The 22,022-nt window shown below is 63.2% G+C and carries 16 protein-coding genes; 6 read left to right on the top strand and 10 right to left on the bottom strand.

Annotation, left to right across the window (positions count from 1 at the left end; all coding sequences use genetic code 11):
• Position 1: 1 nt before the first annotated feature.
• Positions 2-2,476 carry a DNA ligase D gene (gene ligD / locus M9924_06955; GenBank protein ID MCO5064142.1) on the top strand — a complete coding sequence of 825 codons (2,475 nt, stop codon included), beginning with the start codon at positions 2-4 and terminating at the stop codon, positions 2,474-2,476.
• Between the two features lie 12 nt (positions 2,477-2,488).
• Here the strand turns inward: ligD and mutS are convergent, their stop codons facing one another.
• Entirely contained in the window at positions 2,489-5,188 is a 2,700-nt protein-coding gene (gene mutS / locus M9924_06950; GenBank protein MCO5064141.1) for a DNA mismatch repair protein MutS, read from the bottom strand.
• A 163-nt stretch (positions 5,189-5,351) separates the two neighbouring features.
• Here mutS and M9924_06945 point away from each other — a divergent pair, with 163 nt between their 5' ends.
• The 4 genes from M9924_06945 (at position 5,352) to M9924_06930 (ending at position 11,574) form a co-directional block, all read left to right on the top strand.
• Positions 5,352-7,634, top strand: coding sequence for an NADP-dependent malic enzyme (locus M9924_06945; protein ID MCO5064140.1), 2,283 nt, complete (start codon positions 5,352-5,354; stop codon positions 7,632-7,634).
• Between the two features lie 174 nt (positions 7,635-7,808).
• Positions 7,809-8,078 (top strand): 30S ribosomal protein S15, encoded by a 270-nt coding sequence (gene rpsO, locus M9924_06940; protein ID MCO5064139.1) that lies wholly within the window; start codon positions 7,809-7,811, stop codon positions 8,076-8,078.
• A gap of 257 nt (positions 8,079-8,335) precedes the next feature.
• Complete coding sequence (gene pnp / locus M9924_06935) at positions 8,336-10,477, top strand: polyribonucleotide nucleotidyltransferase (GenBank protein ID MCO5064138.1); 2,142 nt, start codon at positions 8,336-8,338, stop codon at positions 10,475-10,477.
• Positions 10,478-10,551: 74 nt separating this feature from the next.
• Entirely contained in the window at positions 10,552-11,574 is a 1,023-nt protein-coding gene (locus tag M9924_06930; GenBank protein ID MCO5064137.1) for a class I SAM-dependent methyltransferase, read from the top strand.
• Here the strand turns inward: M9924_06930 and truB are convergent.
• From truB to rimP, 6 genes are all read right to left on the bottom strand, one after another.
• The gene (gene truB, locus M9924_06925; protein ID MCO5064136.1) at positions 11,571-12,503 is read right to left on the bottom strand and encodes a tRNA pseudouridine(55) synthase TruB; all 933 of its coding nucleotides are present in this window, start codon (positions 12,501-12,503) and stop codon (positions 11,571-11,573) included. The two genes, M9924_06930 and truB, sit on opposite strands and share 4 nt — an antisense overlap.
• Complete coding sequence (rbfA, locus tag M9924_06920) at positions 12,503-12,904, bottom strand: 30S ribosome-binding factor RbfA (GenBank protein ID MCO5064135.1); 402 nt, start codon at positions 12,902-12,904, stop codon at positions 12,503-12,505. The genes truB and rbfA overlap by 1 nt, the downstream gene beginning before the upstream one ends.
• A gap of 90 nt (positions 12,905-12,994) precedes the next feature.
• A complete protein-coding gene (infB, locus tag M9924_06915) occupies positions 12,995-15,580 on the bottom strand; it encodes a translation initiation factor IF-2 (protein MCO5064134.1) in 2,586 nt (861 codons plus the stop codon).
• Positions 15,577-16,230 carry an RNA-binding protein gene (locus M9924_06910; protein MCO5064133.1) on the bottom strand — a complete coding sequence of 218 codons (654 nt, stop codon included), beginning with the start codon at positions 16,228-16,230 and terminating at the stop codon, positions 15,577-15,579. Before M9924_06910 ends, infB begins: the two co-directional genes overlap by 4 nt.
• A 33-nt stretch (positions 16,231-16,263) precedes the next feature.
• Complete coding sequence (gene nusA, locus M9924_06905; GenBank protein MCO5064132.1) at positions 16,264-17,859, bottom strand: transcription termination factor NusA; 1,596 nt, start codon at positions 17,857-17,859, stop codon at positions 16,264-16,266.
• Positions 17,860-17,900: 41 nt separating this feature from the next.
• A complete protein-coding gene (rimP, locus tag M9924_06900) occupies positions 17,901-18,518 on the bottom strand; it encodes a ribosome maturation factor RimP (protein MCO5064131.1) in 618 nt (205 codons plus the stop codon).
• Between the two features lie 271 nt (positions 18,519-18,789).
• Here rimP and M9924_06895 point away from each other — a divergent pair, with 271 nt between their 5' ends.
• Positions 18,790-18,945 (top strand): hypothetical protein, encoded by a 156-nt coding sequence (locus M9924_06895; protein ID MCO5064130.1) that lies wholly within the window; start codon positions 18,790-18,792, stop codon positions 18,943-18,945.
• 49 nt (positions 18,946-18,994) lie between these two features.
• On the opposite strand, the gene M9924_06890 is transcribed toward M9924_06895, so the two are convergent.
• The 3 genes from M9924_06890 to M9924_06880 are packed head-to-tail and all read right to left on the bottom strand — an operon-like array spanning position 18,995 to position 21,968.
• Positions 18,995-20,536, bottom strand: coding sequence for a tripartite tricarboxylate transporter permease (locus tag M9924_06890; GenBank protein ID MCO5064129.1), 1,542 nt, complete (start codon positions 20,534-20,536; stop codon positions 18,995-18,997).
• A gap of 8 nt (positions 20,537-20,544) precedes the next feature.
• Entirely contained in the window at positions 20,545-21,027 is a 483-nt protein-coding gene (locus M9924_06885) for a tripartite tricarboxylate transporter TctB family protein (GenBank protein ID MCO5064128.1), read from the bottom strand.
• Entirely contained in the window at positions 21,024-21,968 is a 945-nt protein-coding gene (locus M9924_06880) for a tripartite tricarboxylate transporter substrate binding protein (GenBank protein ID MCO5064127.1), read from the bottom strand. The genes M9924_06885 and M9924_06880 overlap by 4 nt, the downstream gene beginning before the upstream one ends.
• Positions 21,969-22,022: the final 54 nt, after the last annotated feature.

Genomic DNA, 22,022 nt, shown 5'->3' with positions numbered 1-22,022 from the left:
CGTGGCCGATCCTCTTCAGACATACCGGCAGAAGCGCGATTTTTCGCAGACGCGCGAACCGCCGGGGATTGTTTCAAGCCGCAAGGAAGGGGGCGGCAAATTCGTCATTCACAAGCACGCGGCGACCCGCCTGCACTATGATCTGAGGCTCGAGCACGACGGTGTGCTGTGGAGCTGGGCCGTCACCCGCGGGCCAAGCCTCGATCCCTCGGAAAAGCGGTTGGCGGTCCATGTCGAGGACCATCCCTATGACTACGGAACATTCGAAGGAACGATCCCGAAAGGGAACTACGGCGCGGGCGAGGTGATCGTCTGGGACGAAGGGTCGTGGAAGCCGGAAGGCGATCCGATCCAAGGCATGAAGAAGGGACATATCTCCTTCGAACTGGATGGCCAGAAACTGCATGGCGGCTGGCATCTGGTGCGGTTGAAGCCGCGCAAGGGTGAAAAGCGCGACAACTGGCTGCTCATCAAGGCGGAGGATTCCGCCGCGCGGCCCGAAGGTGATATTCTGGAGGAAGAGCCGCGCTCAGTGGTTTCCGGGCTTTCGGTCGAGGACATCGCCGAGGGCAAGACGCCGAAGGCGGGACGCAGGAAAGGCAAATCCGCCCCCACCACGACGCGAAAGGCGGTCACCGCTCCGATGCCCGACTTCATTCCACCCTGCCTCGCCACACTGAAAAGCGATGCGCCCGAGGGCAAGGAATGGCTCCATGAGGTCAAATTCGACGGCTACCGCATGCAGGCGCATATCGCGGGCGGGAAGGTTCGTCTGCTGACGCGCACCGGACTGGACTGGACCGGAAAGTTCGGAAAGGGGATTGCGGGCGCACTGGCGGCGCTCGATTGCAGCGATGCCATTCTCGACGGCGAAGTGGTGGCGCTGGATGAGACCGGCGGCACATCCTTTTCGCGGTTGCAGCAGGCGCTGTCGTCGGGCGACGGCGATGCGCTGACCTACTACCTGTTCGATCTTCTCTGGCTGGACGGGTCGGACTTGCGCAAGGAGCCGCTGATCGAGCGAAAAGCGGCCTTGAAGGATTTGCTCGGGCCGGAGGCGGAGAATTCGCCCCTTCGCTACAGCGATCATTTTGTGCAACCGGGCAGCATGATGCTTAAGCATGCCTGCCGGCTCGGGCTCGAAGGTGTGGTTTCGAAGCAGGCGGACGCGCCCTATGCGAGCGGGCGTTCGCCCTCATGGATCAAATCGAAATGCACGCAGCGTCAGGAATTCGTGATCCTCGGCTACCTGCCATCGGAATCAACGGGGCGCGGCCTGCGGTCGCTGCTGGTCGGGTACAACGAAAAAGGCAGGCTCAGATATGCCGGGCGCGTGGGCACGGGTTTCACCGTGGCGTCCGGCGACGATCTGTTGGCGCGGCTGAAAAAGCTGCGGGTGGAAAGCCCTGCCTTCTCCGGTGAGGGCAGTCGCCAGAAGGGCGCGGTCTGGGTGCGCCCCGAACTGGTTGCGGAGATCGAGTTTCGCGCATGGACGCAGGATGGTATTCTGCGCCATGCCTCCTATCAGGGGCTTCGCGAAGACAAACCGGCGAAGGAAGTCGTGGAGGAAAGGCCGAAGGACGATGCGTCACGTGCCGTCGAACGTTCACCGGCGAAGGTCGAGACGTCGGTGACGCTTTCCAATCCCGACAAGCCGCTTTGGCCTGACGAAGGGGTCACCAAGCAGGCCCTGCTGGACTACTACGCGCTGGTGTGGCCGCGCATGAAGCCATTTGTCGTTGAGCGGCCCCTTAGCCTTGTCCGCGCGCCTGACGGAATCGGCAAGCAGCGCTTTTTCCAGAAGCATGCGTCGAAGGGAATGGACGAGGCCGTAGGCGTGATGAAGGACGCGAAGGACGGCGAGGAATTGCTGTTCATCCGCGACTTCGACGGGCTCGCTGCGCTGGTGCAACTCGGGGTGGTGGAGGTTCACATCTGGGGCAGCACGACCGCCGAGATTGAACGCCCCGACCAGATCATATTCGATCTCGATCCTGATGAAGGGCTTTCGGTCGAGGATGTCATTGCCGCGACGCTGGATGTGCGCGCACGTCTGGACGATCTCGGGCTGGCGAACTTCGTGAAGCCCTCCGGCGGCAAGGGATACCATGTGCTGGTGCCGCTCAAACCGTCCGCCGGGTGGGACGTGGTGAAGGAGTTCGCGCATCGGTTCGCGAAAGCCATGGAGCAATGCGCGCCGGAAAAATACACGGCGACCTTGTCCAAGGCGGCGCGGAAGGGACGCATTTTCATAGACTACCTGCGCAATGGCCGCGGCTCGACAACGGTTGCGCCCTACTCGTCGCGGGCGAAGAAGGGCGCGACGGTGTCGCTTCCTGTTCCCTGGGCGGACATCGAAAAAGGGTTGCCGCCCAACGCGTTTTCCATGACCGAACTTGCAGAAGTCGAGAGGCGAATCAAGGCAGCCGATCCGTGGGAAGGGTTCTTCGAAGCGGGGCGAAAACTGCCGGGGTGAGAAAAAAGACTGCTACATCAAACTTTTCAGCCGATACAGTGCGTCGAGCGCTGCACGCGGGGTCAGTTCGTCGGGGTTGATCGCTCCGAGCGCATCGCGCACGCCGTCATTCTTCGCAGGTTTCGGCGCTTCGGTCCTCGCTGCTGCGGAGAACAGGGGCAGATCGTCGAGCATCCTGTCGGCCTTTCCCGCGACCTCGCCTTGCTCAAGCTGGTGCAATACGTCGCGGGCGCGCCGGACCACGGCGTCCGGCAGGCCGGCGAGCTTCGCGACCTGCACGCCGTAGCTGCGGTCGGCTGCGCCCATGGCGACCTCGTGGAGGAAAACGACATCGCCTTCCCATTCCTTCACACGCATGGTCACGTTGTGCAGGCGCGGCAGCTTCGCCGAAAGCGCGGTGATCTCGTGGAAATGCGTCGCGAAGATTGCGCGGCAACGGTTCTGCTCGTGCAGATATTCGACCGCTGCCCAGGCAATCGACAGCCCGTCGAAGGTTGCCGTACCGCGCCCGATTTCGTCGAGAATGACCAGCGCTCGCTCGCCCGCCTGGTTGAGGATCGCGGCAGTCTCCACCATCTCGACCATGAAGGTCGAACGTCCGCGCGCCAGGTCGTCGGAAGCACCCACGCGCGAGAACAGCCGGTCCACCACGCCGATATGGGCAGCCTGCGCGGGCACGAACGAACCCATCTGGGCCATGATTGCGATCAGCGCGTTCTGGCGCAGGAAGGTCGACTTGCCGCCCATGTTCGGGCCGGTCAACAACCAGATCGCGCCGTGACGGTCATTGTTCGTAGGTGAAAGATCGCAATCGTTCGCCACGAAGGGTGCTTCGGCGGCGCGACGCAGCGCCTGTTCTACCACCGGATGGCGGCCCCCCTCGATCCGGAAGGCGAGGCTGGAATCCACAGTGGGGCGGCAGTAGGTTTCGGCCTGCGCCAGCACGGCCAGCGCCGCCGAAACATCCAGCGCCGCAATGGCCTCGGCTCCCGCGCGCAAGGCGTCTGCGTGGCCCACCGCCTCGGCGGTCAGCGCGTCGAATACGCGCTGCTCGATGGCCAGCGCCCGGTCGGCGGCGTTGGCGATGCGCGTCTCAAGGTCGGCGAGTTCCGTGGTGGTGAACCGCATGGCGTTCGCCATGGTCTGGCGATGGATGAAGCGGCCCTTGGCGTCGTCCGAACCGTTCAGTGCGGACTGGTTGTTCGACGTCACCTCGATGTAATAGCCAAGCACGTTGTTGTGACGGATCTTGAGCGAGCGGATGCCGGTTTCCTCGATCAGGTCGCGCTCCATGCCCGCGATCACGCGGCGCGACTCGTCGCGCAGCGCCCGCATCTCGTCCAGCTCGGCATCATGGCCGGCGCGTACAAAACCACCGTCACGCTTCAGAAGCGGGAGTTCGTCGTCGAGCGCGGCGGAAAGATTCGCCGCGAAATCGGCGGGCAGGGCCCGCAATGCAGCAACCGCGCGCGCGATCTCGACCGGCGCGACCGAACCCGCCAGCACTTCGCCGAGGCTCGCCGCCGCCTCCATGCCCGCGCGCAGCGCGCCGAGGTCGCGTGGGCCTCCGCGATTGAGCGCCAGCCGCGACAGCGCGCGCGGCATGTCGGCGACACCCTTGAGTAACATGCGTACAGCCTCGCAAAGGCGCGGCTCGCCGAGGAAGAACGCAATCGAATCCAGCCGCGCGCCGATTGCGGCGGGGTCGGTCAGCGGCGACATAAGTCGTTCGGCAAGCATGCGTCCGCCGCCGCCGGTCAGCGTCCGGTCGATCGCCTTGAACAGCGAGCCGTCCCGTCCGCCATTCATGGCGCGCACCAGTTCCAGATTGCCGCGCGTGGCCGGATCGATGAACAGCGAGGAGGCGCTCTGCTCGCGCTCGGGACGGGCGAGCGGAGGGCGCTCCGCCTTCTGCGTCTTTTCCACATAGGCGATCGCGCCCGCGACGGCTGAAAGCTCGGCGCGCGAAAACGCGCCGAAACTGTCGGGCGTAACGACGCCGAAGAAATGGGCGATGCGGCCCGCTGCGCCGGACGATTCGAAAAGCGAGCCGGGCACCGGGCTTGCCGTGCGTCCCAGCACATCGATCACGTGCTTGAGTGCCGCGTCGTAGAAGACAGGTTCCGCCACGATGACCTCACGCGGGTCGATGCGCAAGATATCGGCCAGCAGGCGGTCCGCATTCGTTTCCGCGACACGGAAGGAGCCGGTGGAAATATCGATCCATGCGAGCCCGAAAATATCCTCCGGCGAACTCTTGATGCGCCCCACCGCCATCAGGAAATTGCTCTGGGCCGGATCGAGGAGCTTGTCCTCCGTAATGGTGCCGGGCGTCACCAGTCGCACCACGTCGCGCCTGACGACCGATTTCGAGCCGCGCTTTTTGGCTTCCGCCGGGTCCTCGATCTGCTCGCAGACGGCGACGCGAAAACCGAGCCCGATCAGCTTTTGCAGATAGTCGTCGGCAGCATGGATCGGAACGCCGCACATCGGGATATCCTCACCCTGATGCTTGCCGCGCTTGGTCAGGACGATGCCGAGTGCCCGACTTGCCTTTTCGGCGTCATCGAAGAACAACTCGTAGAAATCGCCCATGCGGTAGAACAGCAGCGAATCCTGGTTCGCCGCCTTGATCTCGATATATTGCTCCATCATCGGCGTCGCGCCCGCAGCCGAGAGCCGTGCGCTGTCAATGGCGGATGCGTTCAGCATGTCGTCACGGCGCGAGGCCCACGTTCAACGGTCGCAAATGTTCTGCGATAAATTCCATTCTTCCTGCTTGGCCCTTCCTTTCCGTCAAGTGTAGCCTTATTCCTCGACGCTCCACAAAAAAGCACTGCCGCAATGCACGGCATGGGTAAGGAAACGCACATTCATGGCACGAAAGACAGACCAGGCGGGACCATCCGTTACCGCTGAAGAAGCGCTCGACTTCCACGCATCCGGACGGCCCGGGAAGCTCGAAATCAGCCCGACCAAACCGATGGCGACGCAGCGCGACCTGTCGCTCGCCTATTCACCCGGCGTGGCCGTCCCGGTCAAAGCCATCGCCGAGGACCCGTCGCGCGCCTTCGACTACACCACGCGCGGCAACATGGTGGCGGTGATCTCGAACGGGACCGCGATCCTCGGACTCGGCAATCTGGGCGCGCTGGCGTCGAAGCCGGTCATGGAAGGCAAGTCGGTGCTGTTCAAGCGATTTGCCGACGTGGATTCCATCGATCTGGAAGTCGACACGGAAGACACGGACGCCTTCATCAATTGCGTGCGCTATCTCGGGCCCTCGTTCGGCGGCATCAATCTGGAGGACATCAAGGCCCCCGATTGCTTCATCATCGAGCAGAAGCTGCGCGAGATCATGGATATTCCGGTTTTCCATGACGACCAGCATGGCACCGCGATCATCGCAACGGCGGGCCTGATCAACGCGCTGGAGATCACGGGGCGCGACATGAAATCCACCAGACTCGTCTGCAACGGTGCGGGCGCGGCGGGCATCGCCTGCATCGAACTGGTGAAATCGCTCGGCTTCGCGCCTGAAAACGTGATCCTGTGCGACACCAAGGGCGTCGTCTATCAGGGTCGCACGGAAGGCATGAACCAGTGGAAGTCCGCGCATGCGGTCAAGACCGACACTCGCACGCTGGCGGAAGCGCTGGAAGGCGCGGACGTTTTCTTCGGCCTTTCCGCCAAGGGTGCCCTGACCCCGAAGATGGTGCAGTCCATGGCGAAGAACCCGATCATCTTCGCCATGGCCAATCCCGATCCCGAAATCACTCCGGAGGAAGTGGCCGAAATCCGCACCGACGCGATCATGGCGACGGGGCGTTCGGACTATCCGAACCAGGTCAACAATGTGCTGGGCTTTCCCTACATTTTCCGTGGAGCGCTGGATGTGCGCGCCACGACGATCAACGACCAGATGAAGGTCGCCGCCGCCCGCTCGCTCGCCGCGCTCGCCCGGGAGGACGTACCCGATGACGTTGCCGCCGCCTATCAGGGCAATCGCCCGAAATTCGGACCGAACTACATCATTCCCGTTCCGTTCGATCCGCGCCTGATCTCGGCCATTCCGGTCGCCGTTGCGAATGCGGCGATGGAGAGCGGCGTCGCCCGCCGCCCCATCATCGATCTCAACAAATATGCGCAGGAACTTTCGGCCCGCCGCGATCCGATCGCCTCCACCCTGCAGCGCATTTATGACCGTGTCCGTCGCCAGCCGAAGCGGGTGGTCTTTGCGGAAGGCGAGGAGCAGCAGGTGATGCGCGCCGCTGTTTCCTTCGTCAACCAGCGGCTCGGCACGGCGATTCTGGTCGGACGCGAGGAGCAGATCAAGGAGAGCGCGCGGCAGGCCGGCGTCGACATCAACAAGGCAGGCATCGAGATCATCAATGCGAGGTTGTCGCGCCGCAACGCCGTCTATGCGGACCACCTGTACGAACGGTTGCAGCGCAAGGGGTTTCTGTTCCGGGACTGCCAGCGGCTCGTCAACAACGACCGCAACCACTTTGCAGCCACCATGGTGGCGCTGGGCGACGCCGACGCGGTGGTGACGGGTGTGACGCGCAACTATTCGACGGTCCTCGACGATGTCTCTCGCGTCATCGACGCCAAGCCCGGACACCGCATCATCGGCGTTTCGATAGCGTTGTGCCGCGGGCGCACGGTCATCGTGGCCGACACCGCCGTCCATGACATGCCGAACGCCGAGCAGATCGCCGATATCGCCGAAGAGGCGGCAGGCTTTGCGCGGCGCATGGGATATGAGCCGCGCGTCGCCATGCTGGCCTATTCCACCTTCGGTCACCCGCAGGGCGAGCGGTCCGAACGCGTGCAGGAAGCGGTCAAGATATTGGACCGCCGCCGCGTCGACTTCGAATATGACGGCGAGATGGCTGCCGACGTGGCGCTGAATTTCAGCCTGATGCAGCGGCAATATCCGTTCTGCCGCCTGTCCGGGCCTGCCAATGTGCTGGTCATGCCGGCGTTCCACTCCGCCAGCATCTCGACCAAGATGCTGCAGGAACTGGGCGGTTCGACAGTGATCGGCCCGCTGCTGGTGGGTCTCAACAAGTCGGTCCAGATCGTGCCTCTCAACGCCAAGGACGCCGATGTGGTCAATATGGCCGCGATTGCCGCCTACAATGCGGGGGCGTGAGAGCGACCCCGAAAACCCACGAACCCGCTGTCATAAAAAACGGTAGCAATTTGGCCCTGCATCCACTATATGCGCGCCAGCATCGCGCAATATTGGCGCGTGCATCATGGCCCCTGCTGGACGACATCCCGGCCGAGGGCGTCCCGTTTCCTCAAAGCAGAAAGGAAAAACACGATGTCGATCACTGCTGAACGCAAGCAGGAAATCCTGAAAGAATTCGCCACAGCCATGGGCGACACCGGCTCGCCGGAAGTCCAGGTCGCGATTCTTTCGGAGCGCATCAAGAATCTGACCGAGCATTTCAAGGGTCACGTGAAGGACAATCATTCCCGTCGCGGCCTTCTCGCCCTCGTGTCGCAGCGCCGCTCTCTTCTCGACTATCTGAAGAGGAAAGACGACGCGCGCTATCAGGCGTTGATCGAAAAGCTCGGCTTGCGCCGCTAAAACGTCCGGCGGGTTTTCGCGAGGAAACCCGCCGGTCGCCAATCAGGGCCGTGAATGGCCCGCAGGGTCCGCGCGAAGGGACGCGGGACCGCCTCATGGACAGGTCATGGGGCAGGATTGCAGGATGCCCGCAGGCTTTTCGAGGCCTGGATCGCGGACCTCCCGTTGTCTTGCCCGTGGCTCGTCCGAACGAAGCCGGGAAAGGTAGGGCGCGCCGAAGGGTCGGCGCGAGCCTTTCCGCATATGAAGGACAAGACATGTTTAATCAACACAAAGTCGAAATCGAATGGGGTGGGCGTCCGCTCATCCTCGAAACCGGCAAGATCGCCCGCCAGGCTGACGGCGCGGTGCTCGCCACCTACGGCGAAACCGTCGTCCTTGCCACGGTCGTATCGGCCAAGGACCCGAAGCCGGGCGTCGATTTCTTCCCGCTTACCGTCAACTATCAGGAAAAGACCTTCGCGGCGGGCAAGATCCCCGGCGGCTATTTCAAGCGCGAAGGCCGTCCCTCGGAGCGCGAGACACTCGTGTCGCGCCTGATCGACCGTCCAATCCGCCCGCTCTTCGCCGACGGCTACAAGAACGACACTCAGGTCATCGTCACAGTCGTCCAGCACGATCTTGAAAACGATCCGGACATCCTTTCCATCGTCGCGACCTCCGCGGCGCTGACGCTTTCCGGTGCGCCCTTCATGGGTCCGATCGGCGGCGCGCGCGTCGGCTACATTAACGGCGAATATGTGCTCAATCCGCATCTCGACGAGATGGAAGAATCGAAGCTAGACCTCGTCGTTGCCGGCACATCCGATGCGGTGCTGATGGTCGAGTCCGAAGCGCAGGAACTGCCGGAAGACATCATGCTCGGCGCGGTGATGTTCGGCCACAAGGGCTTCCAGCCTGTGATCGACGCGATCATCAAGCTGGCCGAAGTCGCGGCGAAGGACCCGCGTGATTTTTCGTCGCCCTCGTTCGGGGACCTCGAGAAGGAAATGCTCGGGCTGATCGAAGGCGAACTTCGCGAAGCCTACAAGAACACCGTGAAGCAGGTCCGCTACGACGCGGTCGATGCGGCGAAGGCGAAGGTCAAGGCGCATTTCCTGCCGGAGGGCGAGGAAGCGCCGAAATACTCCGCCGATCAGGTCGCGGCCGTGTTCAAGGAGTTGCAGGCCAAGATCGTGCGCTGGAACATCCTCGATACCGGCGCGCGCATCGATGGCCGCGACCTCAAGACGGTGCGCCCCATCGTTGCGGAAGTGGGCGTCCTGCCCCGCACGCACGGCTCGGCGCTGTTCACGCGCGGTGAAACGCAGGCGCTGGTCGTTGCCACGCTCGGCACCGGCGAGGACGAGCAATATATCGACTCGCTGACCGGCACGCAGAAGGAAACCTTCCTGCTGCACTACAATTTCCCCCCCTATTCGGTCGGTGAGACGGGCCGCATGGGTTCGCCCGGTCGCCGCGAAATCGGCCACGGCAAGCTCGCATGGCGCGCCGTCCATCCGATGCTGCCGGGTGCGGAACAATTCCCCTACACGCTGCGCGTCGTTTCCGAGATCACCGAGTCCAACGGCTCGTCTTCGATGGCAACGGTCTGCGGCACATCGCTGGCGCTGATGGATGCGGGCGTTCCGCTTGCGCAGCCGGTGGCGGGCATCGCCATGGGGCTGATCAAGGAAGGCGAGCGCTTCGCGGTCCTGTCCGACATTCTGGGCGACGAGGACCACCTCGGCGACATGGACTTCAAGGTCGCCGGCACCGCCAATGGCGTGACTTCGCTCCAGATGGACATCAAGATCGACGGGATCACCGAAGAGATCATGAAGGTTGCGCTGGGTCAGGCGAAGGACGGCAGGCTGCACATTCTCGGCGAGATGGCGAAGGCCATTTCCGAGGGCCGCAAGGAACTCGGCGAGTTCGCGCCCCGCATTGAGGTGATGCAGATTCCGACCGACAAGATCCGCGACGTGATCGGTTCGGGCGGCAAGGTCATCCGCGAAATCGTGGAAAAGACCGGCGCCAAGATCAACATCGAGGATGACGGCACCGTGAAGATCGCTTCGTCCAACGCCAAGGAAATCGAGGCGGCGAAGAAGTGGATCCACACCATCGTGGCGGAGCCGGAAGTCGGCGAGATCTACGAGGGAACGGTCGTTAAAACCGCTGATTTCGGTGCCTTCGTGAATTTCTTCGGACCTCGCGACGGCCTCGTGCATATCTCGCAGCTCGCCAGCGAGCGCGTGCAGAAGACCACCGATGTCGTCAAGGAAGGCGACAAGGTCTGGGTCAAGCTGATGGGCTTCGACGAGCGCGGCAAGGTGCGCCTGTCCATGAAGGTCGTCGATCAGACGACCGGCAAGGAAATCGTCCGCGAGAAGAAAGAGGAAGAGGACGCCGCATAAGCCGCGTCTGATTTGGAAACATGCGGGCGCGGCAGCAATGCCGCGCCCTTTCTTTTGAGCATGAGGCAGATAGTGTGAGCCGGGAAACCGTCCAGACACTTTTTCATCCGTTCGGCATCGGCGAACTCGACATGCCTGCGGGCGGCGCGTCCTGCATCGTGCTCGGCGCTGGCCGCGACTTCGCCATTCCGGGCGGCTTCGACATTGACCCGATATTCGTGCAGGGGTTTCGTCCGGACTTCCTGGCGCTGCAACGGCGAGGCCTCCATGTCGCGCCGGAAGCTGCCGGCGAGGGATTTGCGCTCGCGCTCATCGTTGCGGGAAAACATCGCGGCCAGAACGAGCGTCGGCTGGCGGACGCGATCCGGCGCGTCGTGCCCGGCGGATTGGTCGTTCTGGCGGGCGGCAGGACCGAAGGGATCGCAAGCCTGCGCAAGAGATTGGAAAAGGTGATGCCGTTCGGCGGCCATCTGTCGAAAAGCCACGGCGTCGTTTTCTGGCTCTGGCGAGGGCCGCAAGCCGACGAATGGGCAGAAGCCCTTGTGCTGGAACAGACGAATGCACCGCTCGTCGAAGGTCGGTTCGAGACGGCCCCGGGCATGTTTTCACATGATCGGGTCGATCACGGGTCCCGCCTTCTGGCCGGGACGCTGTCGCATGGCATCGGCGGCATGGTCGCGGATTTCTGCGCCGGTTGGGGCTATCTGTCCGTGGTGCTTGCCGAATACGCGACGCCGAGGCGCATCGATCTCTATGAGGCCGACCATGCCTCGCTGGAAGCTGCCCGGCGCAACTTGGCGCGGCTTGCACCCGATATGGATGCACGATTCCATTGGAGCGACCTTGCGGCCGAGAAGGTAGAGCGCATCTACGACGCAATCGTGATGAACCCGCCGTTCCATGAGGCGCGCGCGGCGGACCCGGCGCTCGGACAAAGCATGATTCGCGCTGCCGCCAACGCGCTGAAGCCTCGCGGGCGGCTGCTGATGGTCGCAAATCGAGGATTGCCCTACGAAGCGCTTCTCAAGACCCAGTTCGCGTCCTGCGAAACGGTCTCGGAGGACAAGGGCTTTCGCGTCTATTCGGCGATTCGCTAACCCGCGAACACTCTCTTCGGCTTGAACATGCCCGCCTCGATTGCGCCGATGGCGACCAGCCTGCCGCGTGCCATGGCGCATGCCTCTTCTGCTTCGAGCGGCGCATCGCGCCCACGGATCACGATAGGGTTCCCGAGCCTTATCTTGCCTGCGGCGTCGTCCGAAATATCGACACGCGGCAGGCATTCGAGCGCTGCGCCGGTGTCGACCAGCAGGTCGTCCAAGGCCGCGAAATCGGGCGCCTCGCCATCGCCGCCGCGCGCCATTTCAAGTTCCTCGACGGTGACGAAATCATCCTGTGTAAACGGATCGACCTCAGTCCGGCGTAGGGTTGCAATGTGACCAAAGCAGCCGAGATCGCGTCCAAGGTCGCGCGCCAGCGATCGCACATAGGTGCCCTTGCCGCACTCAATCTCGAACATGGTCCGATCTCCGGAATGCTCGATCAGGTCGAAACGGTCGATCTCGACTTCGCGGGCGGGAATTTCCACAGTCTCCCCGCTGCGCGCGAGATCGTAGGCGCGCTCGCCGGCAATTTTTATGGCCGAAAATTGCGGCGGCGTCTGCATGATCACCCCGGTATAGTTCGGCATGAGCGCGCGTATGTCGCTCTCGGTTGGCCTCGCGTCCGAGGCTTTCGCGACTTCGCCTTCCAGATCGTCCGTAATCCGTTCTTCGCCCCATGCAACGGTGAAGCGGTAGACCTTGGCGCCGTCCTGCACATAGGGAACCGTCTTGGTGGCCTCCCCGAGCGCAATCGGCAGCATGCCGGAGGCGAGCGGATCGAGCGTGCCCGCATGGCCGGCCTTATCCGCATTGAACAGCCATTTGATCTTCGAAACGGCTTCCGTCGAGCCCATGCCCACGGGCTTGTCCAGAATTACCCAGCCGGAGACCGGCCTGCCCTTTTTCTTGCCGCGTCGCGCCATCAGTCCTTGTCCTCGTCGTCCAGGTCGCGCTTCACTTCCGGCGAACGCAGCAGTTCGTCGATCCTGGCCATGTTGTCGTAGCTCGTGTCGAGCCGGAACCGGAATTCCGGCATGTATTTCATCTGACGGAGCGCCGGAGACATGCGTCCGCGAATGAACCGTGCATTGCGGTTCAGCGCATCCACGACGGCCACGTCATCACCCGCACCCAGCGGAGCAACGAAGGCGGTCGCGATCTTCAGATCGGGAGACATGCGGACCTCCGAAACGGAGATCACGGTCCGCTCGATCAGGTCGTCGCGAATCTCGCCCCGCTGGAGCATTTCCGAAAGTGCGTGGCGAACCTGCTCGCCAACCCGAAGCTGGCGCTGCGAAGGCCCGGAAGATGAAAACCTGGACATTTTTCCAAACCGGGCGGAGGCGGGATGGAACCGCGTCCGCAATCAACATTTCCGGGAGGACGGCGATCCGCCCTCCCGCTCGATCATGTGTTACAGGGAGCGCGTCACCATCTCGACGCGGAAGCACTCGATGATATCGCCCTGCCGGATGTCCTCGTAGTTCTGGAACGCCATGCCGCATTCCTGACCGCCGGGCACTTCCGGCACTTCGTCCTTGAAGCGCTTGAGGGTCTTCAACGTGCCCTCATGGATGACCACATTGTCGCGGATCAGGCGAACGCCCGCGCCGCGCTCCACCTTGCCTTCGGTGACGCGGCAGCCCGCAACCTTGCCGACCTTGGTGATGTGGAAGACCTCGAGGATTTCCGCATTGCCTAGGAAGGTTTCGCGGCGTTCCGGCGAAAGCAGACCCGACATGGCCTGCTTCACATCGTCCACAAGGTTGTAGATGATGTTGTAGTAGCGGATTTCAATGCCTGCCTGCTCGGCGGCCTGACGCGCCTGTGTGTTGGCGCGCACATTGAACCCGATGATCGCCGCGCCCGACGTTTCGGCCAGAGAGACATCAGTTTCGGTGATGCCTCCCGCACCGGAATGAACGATGCGCGCGCGGACCTCGTCGGTGCCGAGCTTTTCCAGCGCCGTGGCGATGGCCTCGATGGACCCCTGCACGTCGCCCTTGATGACCAGCGGAAACTCCTTCAGCCCGCTTGCCTGCAATTGCGACATCATCTGTTCGAGCGAGCCGCGCTGTCCGACATGCTTGGCGACCGCCTTGTCGCGCGCCAGACGCTGGCGATAGGCTGCGATCTCTCGTGCCCGCGCCTCGTTCTCGACGGTCGCGAAACGGTCGCCTGCGTGCGGCGTGCCTTGCAGGCCCAGAACCTCGACAGGCATCGAGGGCGGCGCTTCCTCAAGATGCTCGCCGCGATCGTTGACCACCGCGCGCACGCGACCCCATTCATTGCCGGCAACGATGATGTCGCCGGGCATCAGCGTTCCGGTCTGCACCAGCACGGTTGCGACCGGGCCGCGGCCCTTGTCGAGCTTGGCTTCGATCACCACGCCTTCGGCGGTGCGGTCCGGGTTCGCCTTGAGGTCGAGGATCTCGGCCTGGAGCAGAACCGCCTCGAGCAGCTTGTCCAGCCCCGCGCCGGTCTTGGCGGACACTTCGACGTCCAGCGTCTCGCCGCCCATTGATTCCACGAACACCTCATGCTGGAGCAATTGGGTGCGCACTTTCTGCGCATCCGCCGACGGCTTGTCGATCTTGTTGATCGCCACAATGATCGGGACTCCGGCAGCTTTTGCGTGGCTGATCGACTCGATCGTCTGCGGCATCACCGAATCGTCGGCAGCGACGACAAGGATTGCGATGTCAGTGACCTGCGCGCCGCGTGCACGCATCGCCGTGAAGGCGGCGTGACCGGGCGTGTCGATGAAGGTGATCCGCTGGCCGTTCTTCTCGACCTGATAGGCGCCGATGTGCTGCGTGATGCCTCCGGCCTCGCCGGACACGACATTGGCGTTGCGGATCGCGTCGAGCAGCGAGGTCTTGCCGTGATCGACATGGCCCATGATTGTGACAACCGGCGGCCGCGTCTTGAGGTCTTCCGGAGCGTCCGGCAGGTTGAAGAGGCCCTCTTCGACGTCGGATTCCGCCACGCGCTTGACCGTGTGCCCGAATTCCGCCGCTATGAGTTCAGCCGTATCGGCGTCGATGACGTCGCCCGGCTTCATGATCTGGCCCTGCTTCATGAAGAACTTGATCACGTCGACCGAGCGTTCCGACATGCGGCCGGCAAGCTCCTGAATCGTGATCGTTTCCGGCAGCGTGACCTCGCGCGAAATCTTCTCGCGCGGCTCCTGCTGCATGGCGCGCTTGAACTTCTCCTGACGGCGGCGCGCCGCAGCCAGCGAACGTCCTCGGCTGCCCTCGCCGTCTTCGGACGACAGAGCCGAGGTGACGGTCAAGCGTCCCTGCCGGCGGTCGGCCTCACCCTTTGTGCGGGCGGGGCGCGCCGGCTCGGGGGCTACCGCGCCACGACGCGGCGGCAGGCCGCGCGGTGCGGCGGTGCCGCGCTTTGGCGCGGAAGCGGTCCCCTCTTCTTCATCCTCGCCGGATGTTGCGTCGGCCTGCGGCGTGCGACGGCGCGCATCTTCCTCGGCGCGGCGGCGGGCCTCGGCCTCCGTCTTGATCCGTGCTTCTTCCTCGGCCTGGCGGCGCGCGGAATCCTCACGCTCCTTGCGGCGGCGGTCTTCATCCTCGGCGCGTCGCTGCGCGACCTCGGCGGCCCGGCGGCGATCCTCGGCCTCGCGGGCCTGGGACCCTTCGAGCGCGCGGCGGCGGGCCTCGATCTCGCTATTCGAGAGTTCGTTCAGCACGACAGCAACCGGAGCCGCGGGTGCGGGTTGCGGCTTTGCGACCGGGGCAGGCTGCTGTTGCTGGGGCGGCTGCGGCTGCGGCGCAGGTTTGGGCTTGAAAACCTGCACGGGCTCGGGCCGCTCTCCCGGCTTGACGAATTTGCGCTTGGTTTCGACGACGACCGATTTCGTGCGGCCATGCGAGAAATTCTGCCGCACGGTGCTCTGCTCGATTCCCGGACGCTTCAGCGTGAGCGTCTTCTTGGTGTTGACGTGCAACGTCTTGTCGTCACCGGATTTCGTATCACTCATTCCATATCCTCTGCGGCGCCATCGTTCGGAGCAACTGCCGCACCTATTGCCAGAACTTCCGGGGATCCGCCCCGATACCGGTCGAGCGCTTCAACGCGCTTCACGGCCGCTGTTCCCGCGTCACCCGCGAGGACCGCAGCATGTATCACATTTGTACTGCCCAATGCCAAACCCATTTCGGGCTCGGCGAAAAGTTTATAGGCGGCGATATGAGGGCCGCCGAGATGGACGGTCGCCCGCCTTGCCTGCGTGATTTTCCGGACGCCATCGTCCGCTGCTTCGAACGCGTGCAGCACAAGGGCCGCCGTGCCGGATCGCACGGCATTTTCCACCTTTGCCGCACCGAGGGCAACCTTCCCCGCCTTGCGCGCCAGGCCGAGAGCGCCGAGCGCGGACCTGGCAAGCAGCCTGTCCACCTGATCGGCGAGATCCTTTGGGACATGAACGCCCTTGCGAAGCGCGCGGGCGAACAGCTTCTTCGAAGCGACGGCCTTTTCGATATGCTCCCGGTCTGCGGTGACCCAGCAGCCACGCCCCGGGAGATTGCGCTTCAGGTCGGGAACGACGGTCGAATCAGGAGCGGCCACGAACCGGATCAGCCGATCCGGGTCCGCGTTCTGGCGGGTGACGATGCAGGTGCGATCGTTCATCTCGTCCAAGTGTTGCTCCCGACCGACGCATAATTATGCGTCGGCGGCTTCTTCGGCGGCCTCTTGCTCGGCCGCGAGTTGATCTTCGGTGATCCAGCCGGCTTTCAGCCGGGCCGCAAGCACCATCTGTTCAGCTTCCGCGCGCGATACCTGGTGGGAAGCGAACACGCCGGGAAACTGCTTGGTCTCGCCGTCCTTGCGTTCCTTCCAGCCCACGAGATCGTCGACTGCATAGCCGGCGAAATCCTCGATCGTCTTCACGCCATCCTCGCCGAGCGTCACCAGCATGGCGGTGGTGATTCCGGGAATTTCGCGCAGTTCGTCCTGCACGCCCAGCTTGCGGCGCTTTTCGTCCTGCTCGGCTTCCACCCGCTCAAGATATTCGCGGGCGCGGGTCTGTATCTCGCTCGCGGTGTCCTCATCGAACCCGTCGATGGACGAAATCTCGTCGGCGTCGACATAGGCGACTTCCTCGACGCTCGAAAAGCCTTCGGAAGCCAGCACCTGACCGACGATCTCATCGACGTTGAGGGCATCCATGAAGAGATTCGAGCGCTCGGAAAATTCCTTCTGGCGGCGTTCGGATTCTTCCTGCTCGGTCAGGATGTCGATGTCCCAGCCGGTCAACTGCGAGGCAAGCCGCACGTTCTGGCCGCGCCTGCCGATCGCCAGCGAAAGCTGGTCGTCCGCGACGACGACCTCGATGCGCTCGGCCTCCTCGTCCAGCACGACCTTCGCGACTTCCGCCGGCTGGAGGGCGTTGACGATGAAGGACGCAACGGAAGGCGACCACGGAATGATGTCAATCTTCTCGCCCTGCAATTCGGCAACCACCGCCTGCACGCGCGAGCCGCGCATACCGACGCAGGCGCCGACCGGGTCGATGGATGAATCCCGCGACGTCACGGCGATCTTGGCGCGCGAGCCCGGATCGCGGGCGACCGACTTGATCTCGATGATGCCGTCGTAGATTTCCGGCACTTCCATCGTGAACAGCTTGGCCATGAACTGTGGATGGGTCCGCGACAGGAAGATCTGCGGCCCGCGCTGCTCGCGGCGCACGTCATAGACATAGGCGCGCACGCGGTCGCCATATTTATAGTTCTCGCGGGGGATCAGTTCGTCGCGGCGGATGATCGCCTCGCCACGCCCAAGGTCCACGATCACATTGCCGTATTCCACGCGCTTGACCGTCCCGTTGACGATTTCGCCGATGCGGTCCTTGTACTCATCATACTGCCGGTCGCGCTCGGCCTCGCGCACCTTCTGGACGATCACCTGCTTCGCGGACTGCGCCGCGATGCGGCCGAAATCCATCGGCGGAAGTTGCTCGGCGATGTAGTCGCCCGCCTGCGCGTCGGGGTTGCGCAGGCGCGCATCCTTCACCGAAATCTGGCGCGCGGGCTCCTCGACCGCTTCCACGACTTCCATCAACCGCTGGAGCTTCATTTCGCCGGTCTGGTGGTTGATGTCGGCGCGAATATTCGTCTCCTGGCCATAGCGCGAACGTGCGGCCTTCTGGATGGCATCGGCCATTGCGTCGATGACGATGGATTTGTCGATAGACTTCTCGCGCGCGACCGCATCCGCGATCTGCAACAGCTCAAGCCGGTTGGCACTGACGACCATGTTCGTCTCCCTGGGTTCGCGGACCGTGGGTCCGCCGAAGTTCATTCTTCCTGCGCGGTTTCCTGTGCGGGTTCACCACGGTGCTTCTTCGCTTCCTGCCTTGCCTTCTTGTCGGCCTTCAGGGCATCGCGGATCAGATCGTCCGTCAGAACCAGCCGCGCCTCGGCAATCGCCTCGAATGGCACGACAACGGTGGGCGCGTCGCCGTAGCTTGCCTGGTCACGCTCGATGGTCACGCCGTCTTCGCCTACAGCTGCGATGCGGCCGCGAAAGCGCTTGCGCTCGGCCACCAGCGACGATGTTTCCATCTTCACGACATGGCCGGCCCAGGCGGTAAAATCCGACTTGCGCACCAGCGGCCTGTCGATGCCGGGCGAAGATATTTCAAGGTGGTAAGCCTTCTCGATGGGGTCCTCGACATCGAGCGCGGGGGAAAGCGCGCGGCTTGCTTCCTCGCAATCCTCGACAGTCATCGTGCCGTCTTCGCGCTCCGCCATGATCTGGAGCGTCAGACCGTTCTGCCCGAACAGTCGCACCCGCACCAGCCTGAAGCCGATACCGCGCAGGACCGGACCGACAATCGCGGCAATACGCGCATCGATGCCGCTTTCGCGGATGATGCGATCATCACCGGCAATGTCCGCCACGGAATCGTTCATACAAGCCTTCGAACCGTCGTCGGTAACAAAAAAGAGCGGGACCGGGTGGACCCACTCTTCGTCATACCGACCAAGAATTTGAAGCGCATATAGCGCTGTGTCCGCAGGATTGCAAGTTAAACGTGGCTTTGGGGCGCCGCGCGTACTCTTGCGTCGCGTCCCATGCACAATCGCATGGCAGCCATGCTGCGCTGCACCTAACAAACTGCGTATGGATCACCTATCTATGGTGCACCGCACAATACGATAGTGCGATAGAAAGCAGGAGCAAATGAACAAGCGCGGCACACTTTCGGTCTTCTTCGGTTCGATCGGCAGCGCGATCAATGCGGCTCGTGCGGTGGAAGGAAACAAGCTTCCGACGGCGGGCGATCTCAAGGCACTCGGCATCGACCCGACGCAGTTCCGCAAGATCATGGGCCGCTAACGCGGTTTGAAAGGTTCCGGCGGCAACTGCCGCCGGCAAAGGCGGGTGTTCAGTCGGTATCGCCCGCGATCTGTTCGAGCACCCTGCTGCCGCGATAGCGCATATACATCGGCACCAGCACGGCACATGCGGCGAGCAGCCAGAGAATGACCGCAATCCAGGAATGGAACAGGGCGGTGACATCTCCCTGGCTGATTTGCAGGGCCTGACGCAGGCTCTTCTCGGCCATCGGTCCCAGAATAAGTCCCACCACAACCGGCGCGATCGGATAGTGGAAGCGGCGTAGCAGATACCCCAGAATCCCGAACAGCATCAGCAGCCCGAGCCCGAACGATACGGGTATGCCGGCCAGCGAGAAGGTTGACCCGTCGGCACCGATCGTGCCGAGCGTCGCAAACACGAGAATACCCGCATAGAGCCATGGCCTGGGGATCGTCAGCAATTTCACCCAAAGGCCGATCAGCGGCAGGTTCAGCACGAGCAGCATAAGATTCGCCACCAGCAGACTGGCGATCAGGCCCCAGACCAGTGTGGAATTTGTCACGAACAGCAGCGGCCCCGGTTGCAGGCCGAACTGCTGGAATCCCGCAAGCATGATCGCGGCGGTTGCGGTGGTCGGAAGCCCGAGCGTCAGCAGCGGCACCAGCGTCCCGGCGGCGGATGCATTGTTCGCTGCTTCAGGCCCCGCCACGCCTTCGATTGCGCCATGGCCGAACTCTTCCGGATGCCTTGAGAAGGTGCGTTCGGCCGAATAGGAAAGGAAGCTCGACACGTCCGCTCCGCCCGCGGGCATCGCGCCGATGGGAAAGCCGATGGCGGTGCCGCGCAGCCACGGAAGCCAGGATCGCTTCCAGTCGTCCCTGGTCATCCAGACGGAACCCTTGACCGATTCCACCTTTTCCTCGTCCATGAATTTCTGGCCGGCGACGGCAAAGGTTTCTCCGATTGCGAAGAGGGCGACCGCAAGCGTGGTGACGGAAATACCGTCGAACAGGTTCGGCAGGCCCATCGTCAGCCGCGTCTGGCCGGTAAGCTGGTCAATGCCGATCAGCCCGAGCGCAAGGCCGATCACCAGCGAGGTGATGCCGCGCAGCGCGGAATCGCCGAAGGCGGCCGAGACCGTCATAAAGGCAAGTAGCATCAGCCCGAAATATTCCGCCGGTCCGAACGAAAGCGCGAACTTGACCACAGTCGGCGCGATGAAGGCGAGTCCGAGCGTCGCGATCAGTCCAGCGACGAAAGAGCCGATGGCGGCCGTCGCCAGCGCGGGTCCGCCGCGCCCCTTTCGGGCCATCTTGTTGCCTTCGAGGGCCGTGACGATCGAGGCGCTCTCGCCGGGCGTGTTAAGCAGGATCGACGTGGTCGAGCCGCCATACATGCCGCCATAATAGATTCCCGCGAACATGATGAGCGAGCCCGCCGGATCGAGCTTGTAAGTCACCGGCAGAAGCAGGGCCACGGTGAGGGCCGGGCCGATGCCGGGAAGCACGCCCACCGCCGTACCGAGCGTCACCCCGATCAAGGCGTAGAGAAGGTTGGACCACTGCATCGCGGTCAACAAACCTTGTCCGAGCAGTTCGAACGTATTCATGTGGCTTCCTAAAAGAGCTGTTCGAACGGACCTGCGGGCAAGCTGAGTTGCAGGCCCTTGGCAAAGATCAGCCAGACAATGAACGAAAACACGATGCCGATGGGGATTGTCATCCAGAGCGGCCCCCTGCCGAAGCCTTTGGCGGTCGCAGCAAAAAGCAGTCCGGTCGCCAGCGAAAATCCTGCAGTTTTCATTGTCAGCATCTGAACAGCGAGGCCACCGACGATCCACAGCATCGGGGGCAGGTTCTGTTCCTCGCGTTCGGGGAATTCGCCGCGCAGACCGGCGATCGCGGTGAGCACCGACAATCCCGCAAGCGCCGCCGCGATGATATAGGGCACCGTTTTCGGCCCGACGGGCGAATAGCCCGCCACGCCGCCTTGCTGCGTGGTTCCGTAGAAGATCGCAAGCGCGACCGCCATCAGCACTGCGGCGATCACCAGCACCGCCCGATCGGGGCGATGCTGGTTTCCGGAGCCTTCGGCGCTCATTTCACCAGACCGATATCTTTCAGAATGTCGGTGGTGGAGGCGACGTCCTTCTTGAGCTGATCGGCAAAGGCGTCACCTGCGAGCCAGGTGTTCGCCCAGCCCTTGTCGGCCAGGGTCTTCTGCCAGGTGGCGGATGCATTCATCTTCTCGATGTCGGCTGTAATTGCCGCTTTCTGCTCGTCCGTGATGCCGGGCGCGGCGGCAACCATGCGCCAGTTCTGGATCGACACATCCACCCCGCCTTCCTTGAAGGTCGGCGCGTCGATGCCGGGTACGCGTTCGTCGCTCGAAATGCCAATGACGCGCAGCGTGCCGGCCTTCACCTGCTCAGCGAACTCGCCATAGCCGGAGATGCCGACGGTGACCTGATTGCCGAGAATGGCCGCGAGCGCCTCTCCGCCGCCGGAAAAGGCGATGTAGTTGACCTTGGTCGGATCGACGCCAGCAGCCTTGGCGATCAACCCGGCGGTGATGTGATCCGTGCCGCCTGCCGATCCGCCGCCCCAGGACACGGAGCCCGGATCAGCTTTCAACTTCTCGACAAGCCCCGCCATGTCCTTGATGTCGGACGCAGCCGGAACCACGATTGCTTCATACTCGCCCGTTAGCCGGGCAATCGGAGTGACCTGATCGAGCGTCACCGGCGAGTTGTTGGTCAGGATCGCGCCCACCATGACGTAACCGCCGACGATGAGCTGCGTCGGGTCGCCATTGGTCTGGTTGACGAATTGCGCCAGGCCGATGGTGCCACCCGCGCCCGGCACGTTCGTGACCTGCACGCTGCCGGAAATGCTCTCATCCTGAAGGGCCGACTGCATGGAGCGCGCGGTCTGGTCCCAGCCGCCTCCGGGCGCGGCGGGGGCCATGATCTTGTAGTCCGCCGCAAATGCCGGCACGGCGATTGCGCCGGCCAGAACGGTAGCCAGAATATACTGCTTCACTGATTTTCCTCCCTAGGTACTGAAGCCGACTATGACTCAGCAATTCTCATATTT

Source organism: Rhizobiaceae bacterium (genome assembly GCA_023953835.1).
GTDB lineage: Bacteria > Pseudomonadota > Alphaproteobacteria > Rhizobiales > Rhizobiaceae > Mesorhizobium_G.
Note: the sequence above shows the minus strand (reverse complement) of the source record. Positions and strands in the feature narration are given on the sequence as shown.

Coding starts and splice junctions, on each gene's coding strand:
- nusA (MCO5064132.1), bottom strand. CDS start 17,859: ATGGTCGTCAGTGCCAACCGGCTTGAGCTGTTGCAGATCGCGGATGCG.
- M9924_06910 (MCO5064133.1), bottom strand. CDS start 16,230: ATGAACGATCGCACCTGCATCGTCACCCGCCAGAACGCGGACCCGGAT.
- rimP (MCO5064131.1), bottom strand. CDS start 18,518: ATGAACGATTCCGTGGCGGACATTGCCGGTGATGATCGCATCATCCGC.
- infB (MCO5064134.1), bottom strand. CDS start 15,580: ATGAGTGATACGAAATCCGGTGACGACAAGACGTTGCACGTCAACACC.
- rpsO (MCO5064139.1), top strand. CDS start 7,809: ATGTCGATCACTGCTGAACGCAAGCAGGAAATCCTGAAAGAATTCGCC.
- M9924_06895 (MCO5064130.1), top strand. CDS start 18,790: ATGAACAAGCGCGGCACACTTTCGGTCTTCTTCGGTTCGATCGGCAGC.
- rbfA (MCO5064135.1), bottom strand. CDS start 12,904: ATGTCCAGGTTTTCATCTTCCGGGCCTTCGCAGCGCCAGCTTCGGGTT.
- pnp (MCO5064138.1), top strand. CDS start 8,336: ATGTTTAATCAACACAAAGTCGAAATCGAATGGGGTGGGCGTCCGCTC.
- M9924_06890 (MCO5064129.1), bottom strand. CDS start 20,536: ATGAATACGTTCGAACTGCTCGGACAAGGTTTGTTGACCGCGATGCAG.
- M9924_06945 (MCO5064140.1), top strand. CDS start 5,352: ATGGCACGAAAGACAGACCAGGCGGGACCATCCGTTACCGCTGAAGAA.
- M9924_06885 (MCO5064128.1), bottom strand. CDS start 21,027: ATGAGCGCCGAAGGCTCCGGAAACCAGCATCGCCCCGATCGGGCGGTG.
- mutS (MCO5064141.1), bottom strand. CDS start 5,188: ATGCTGAACGCATCCGCCATTGACAGCGCACGGCTCTCGGCTGCGGGC.
- truB (MCO5064136.1), bottom strand. CDS start 12,503: ATGGCGCGACGCGGCAAGAAAAAGGGCAGGCCGGTCTCCGGCTGGGTA.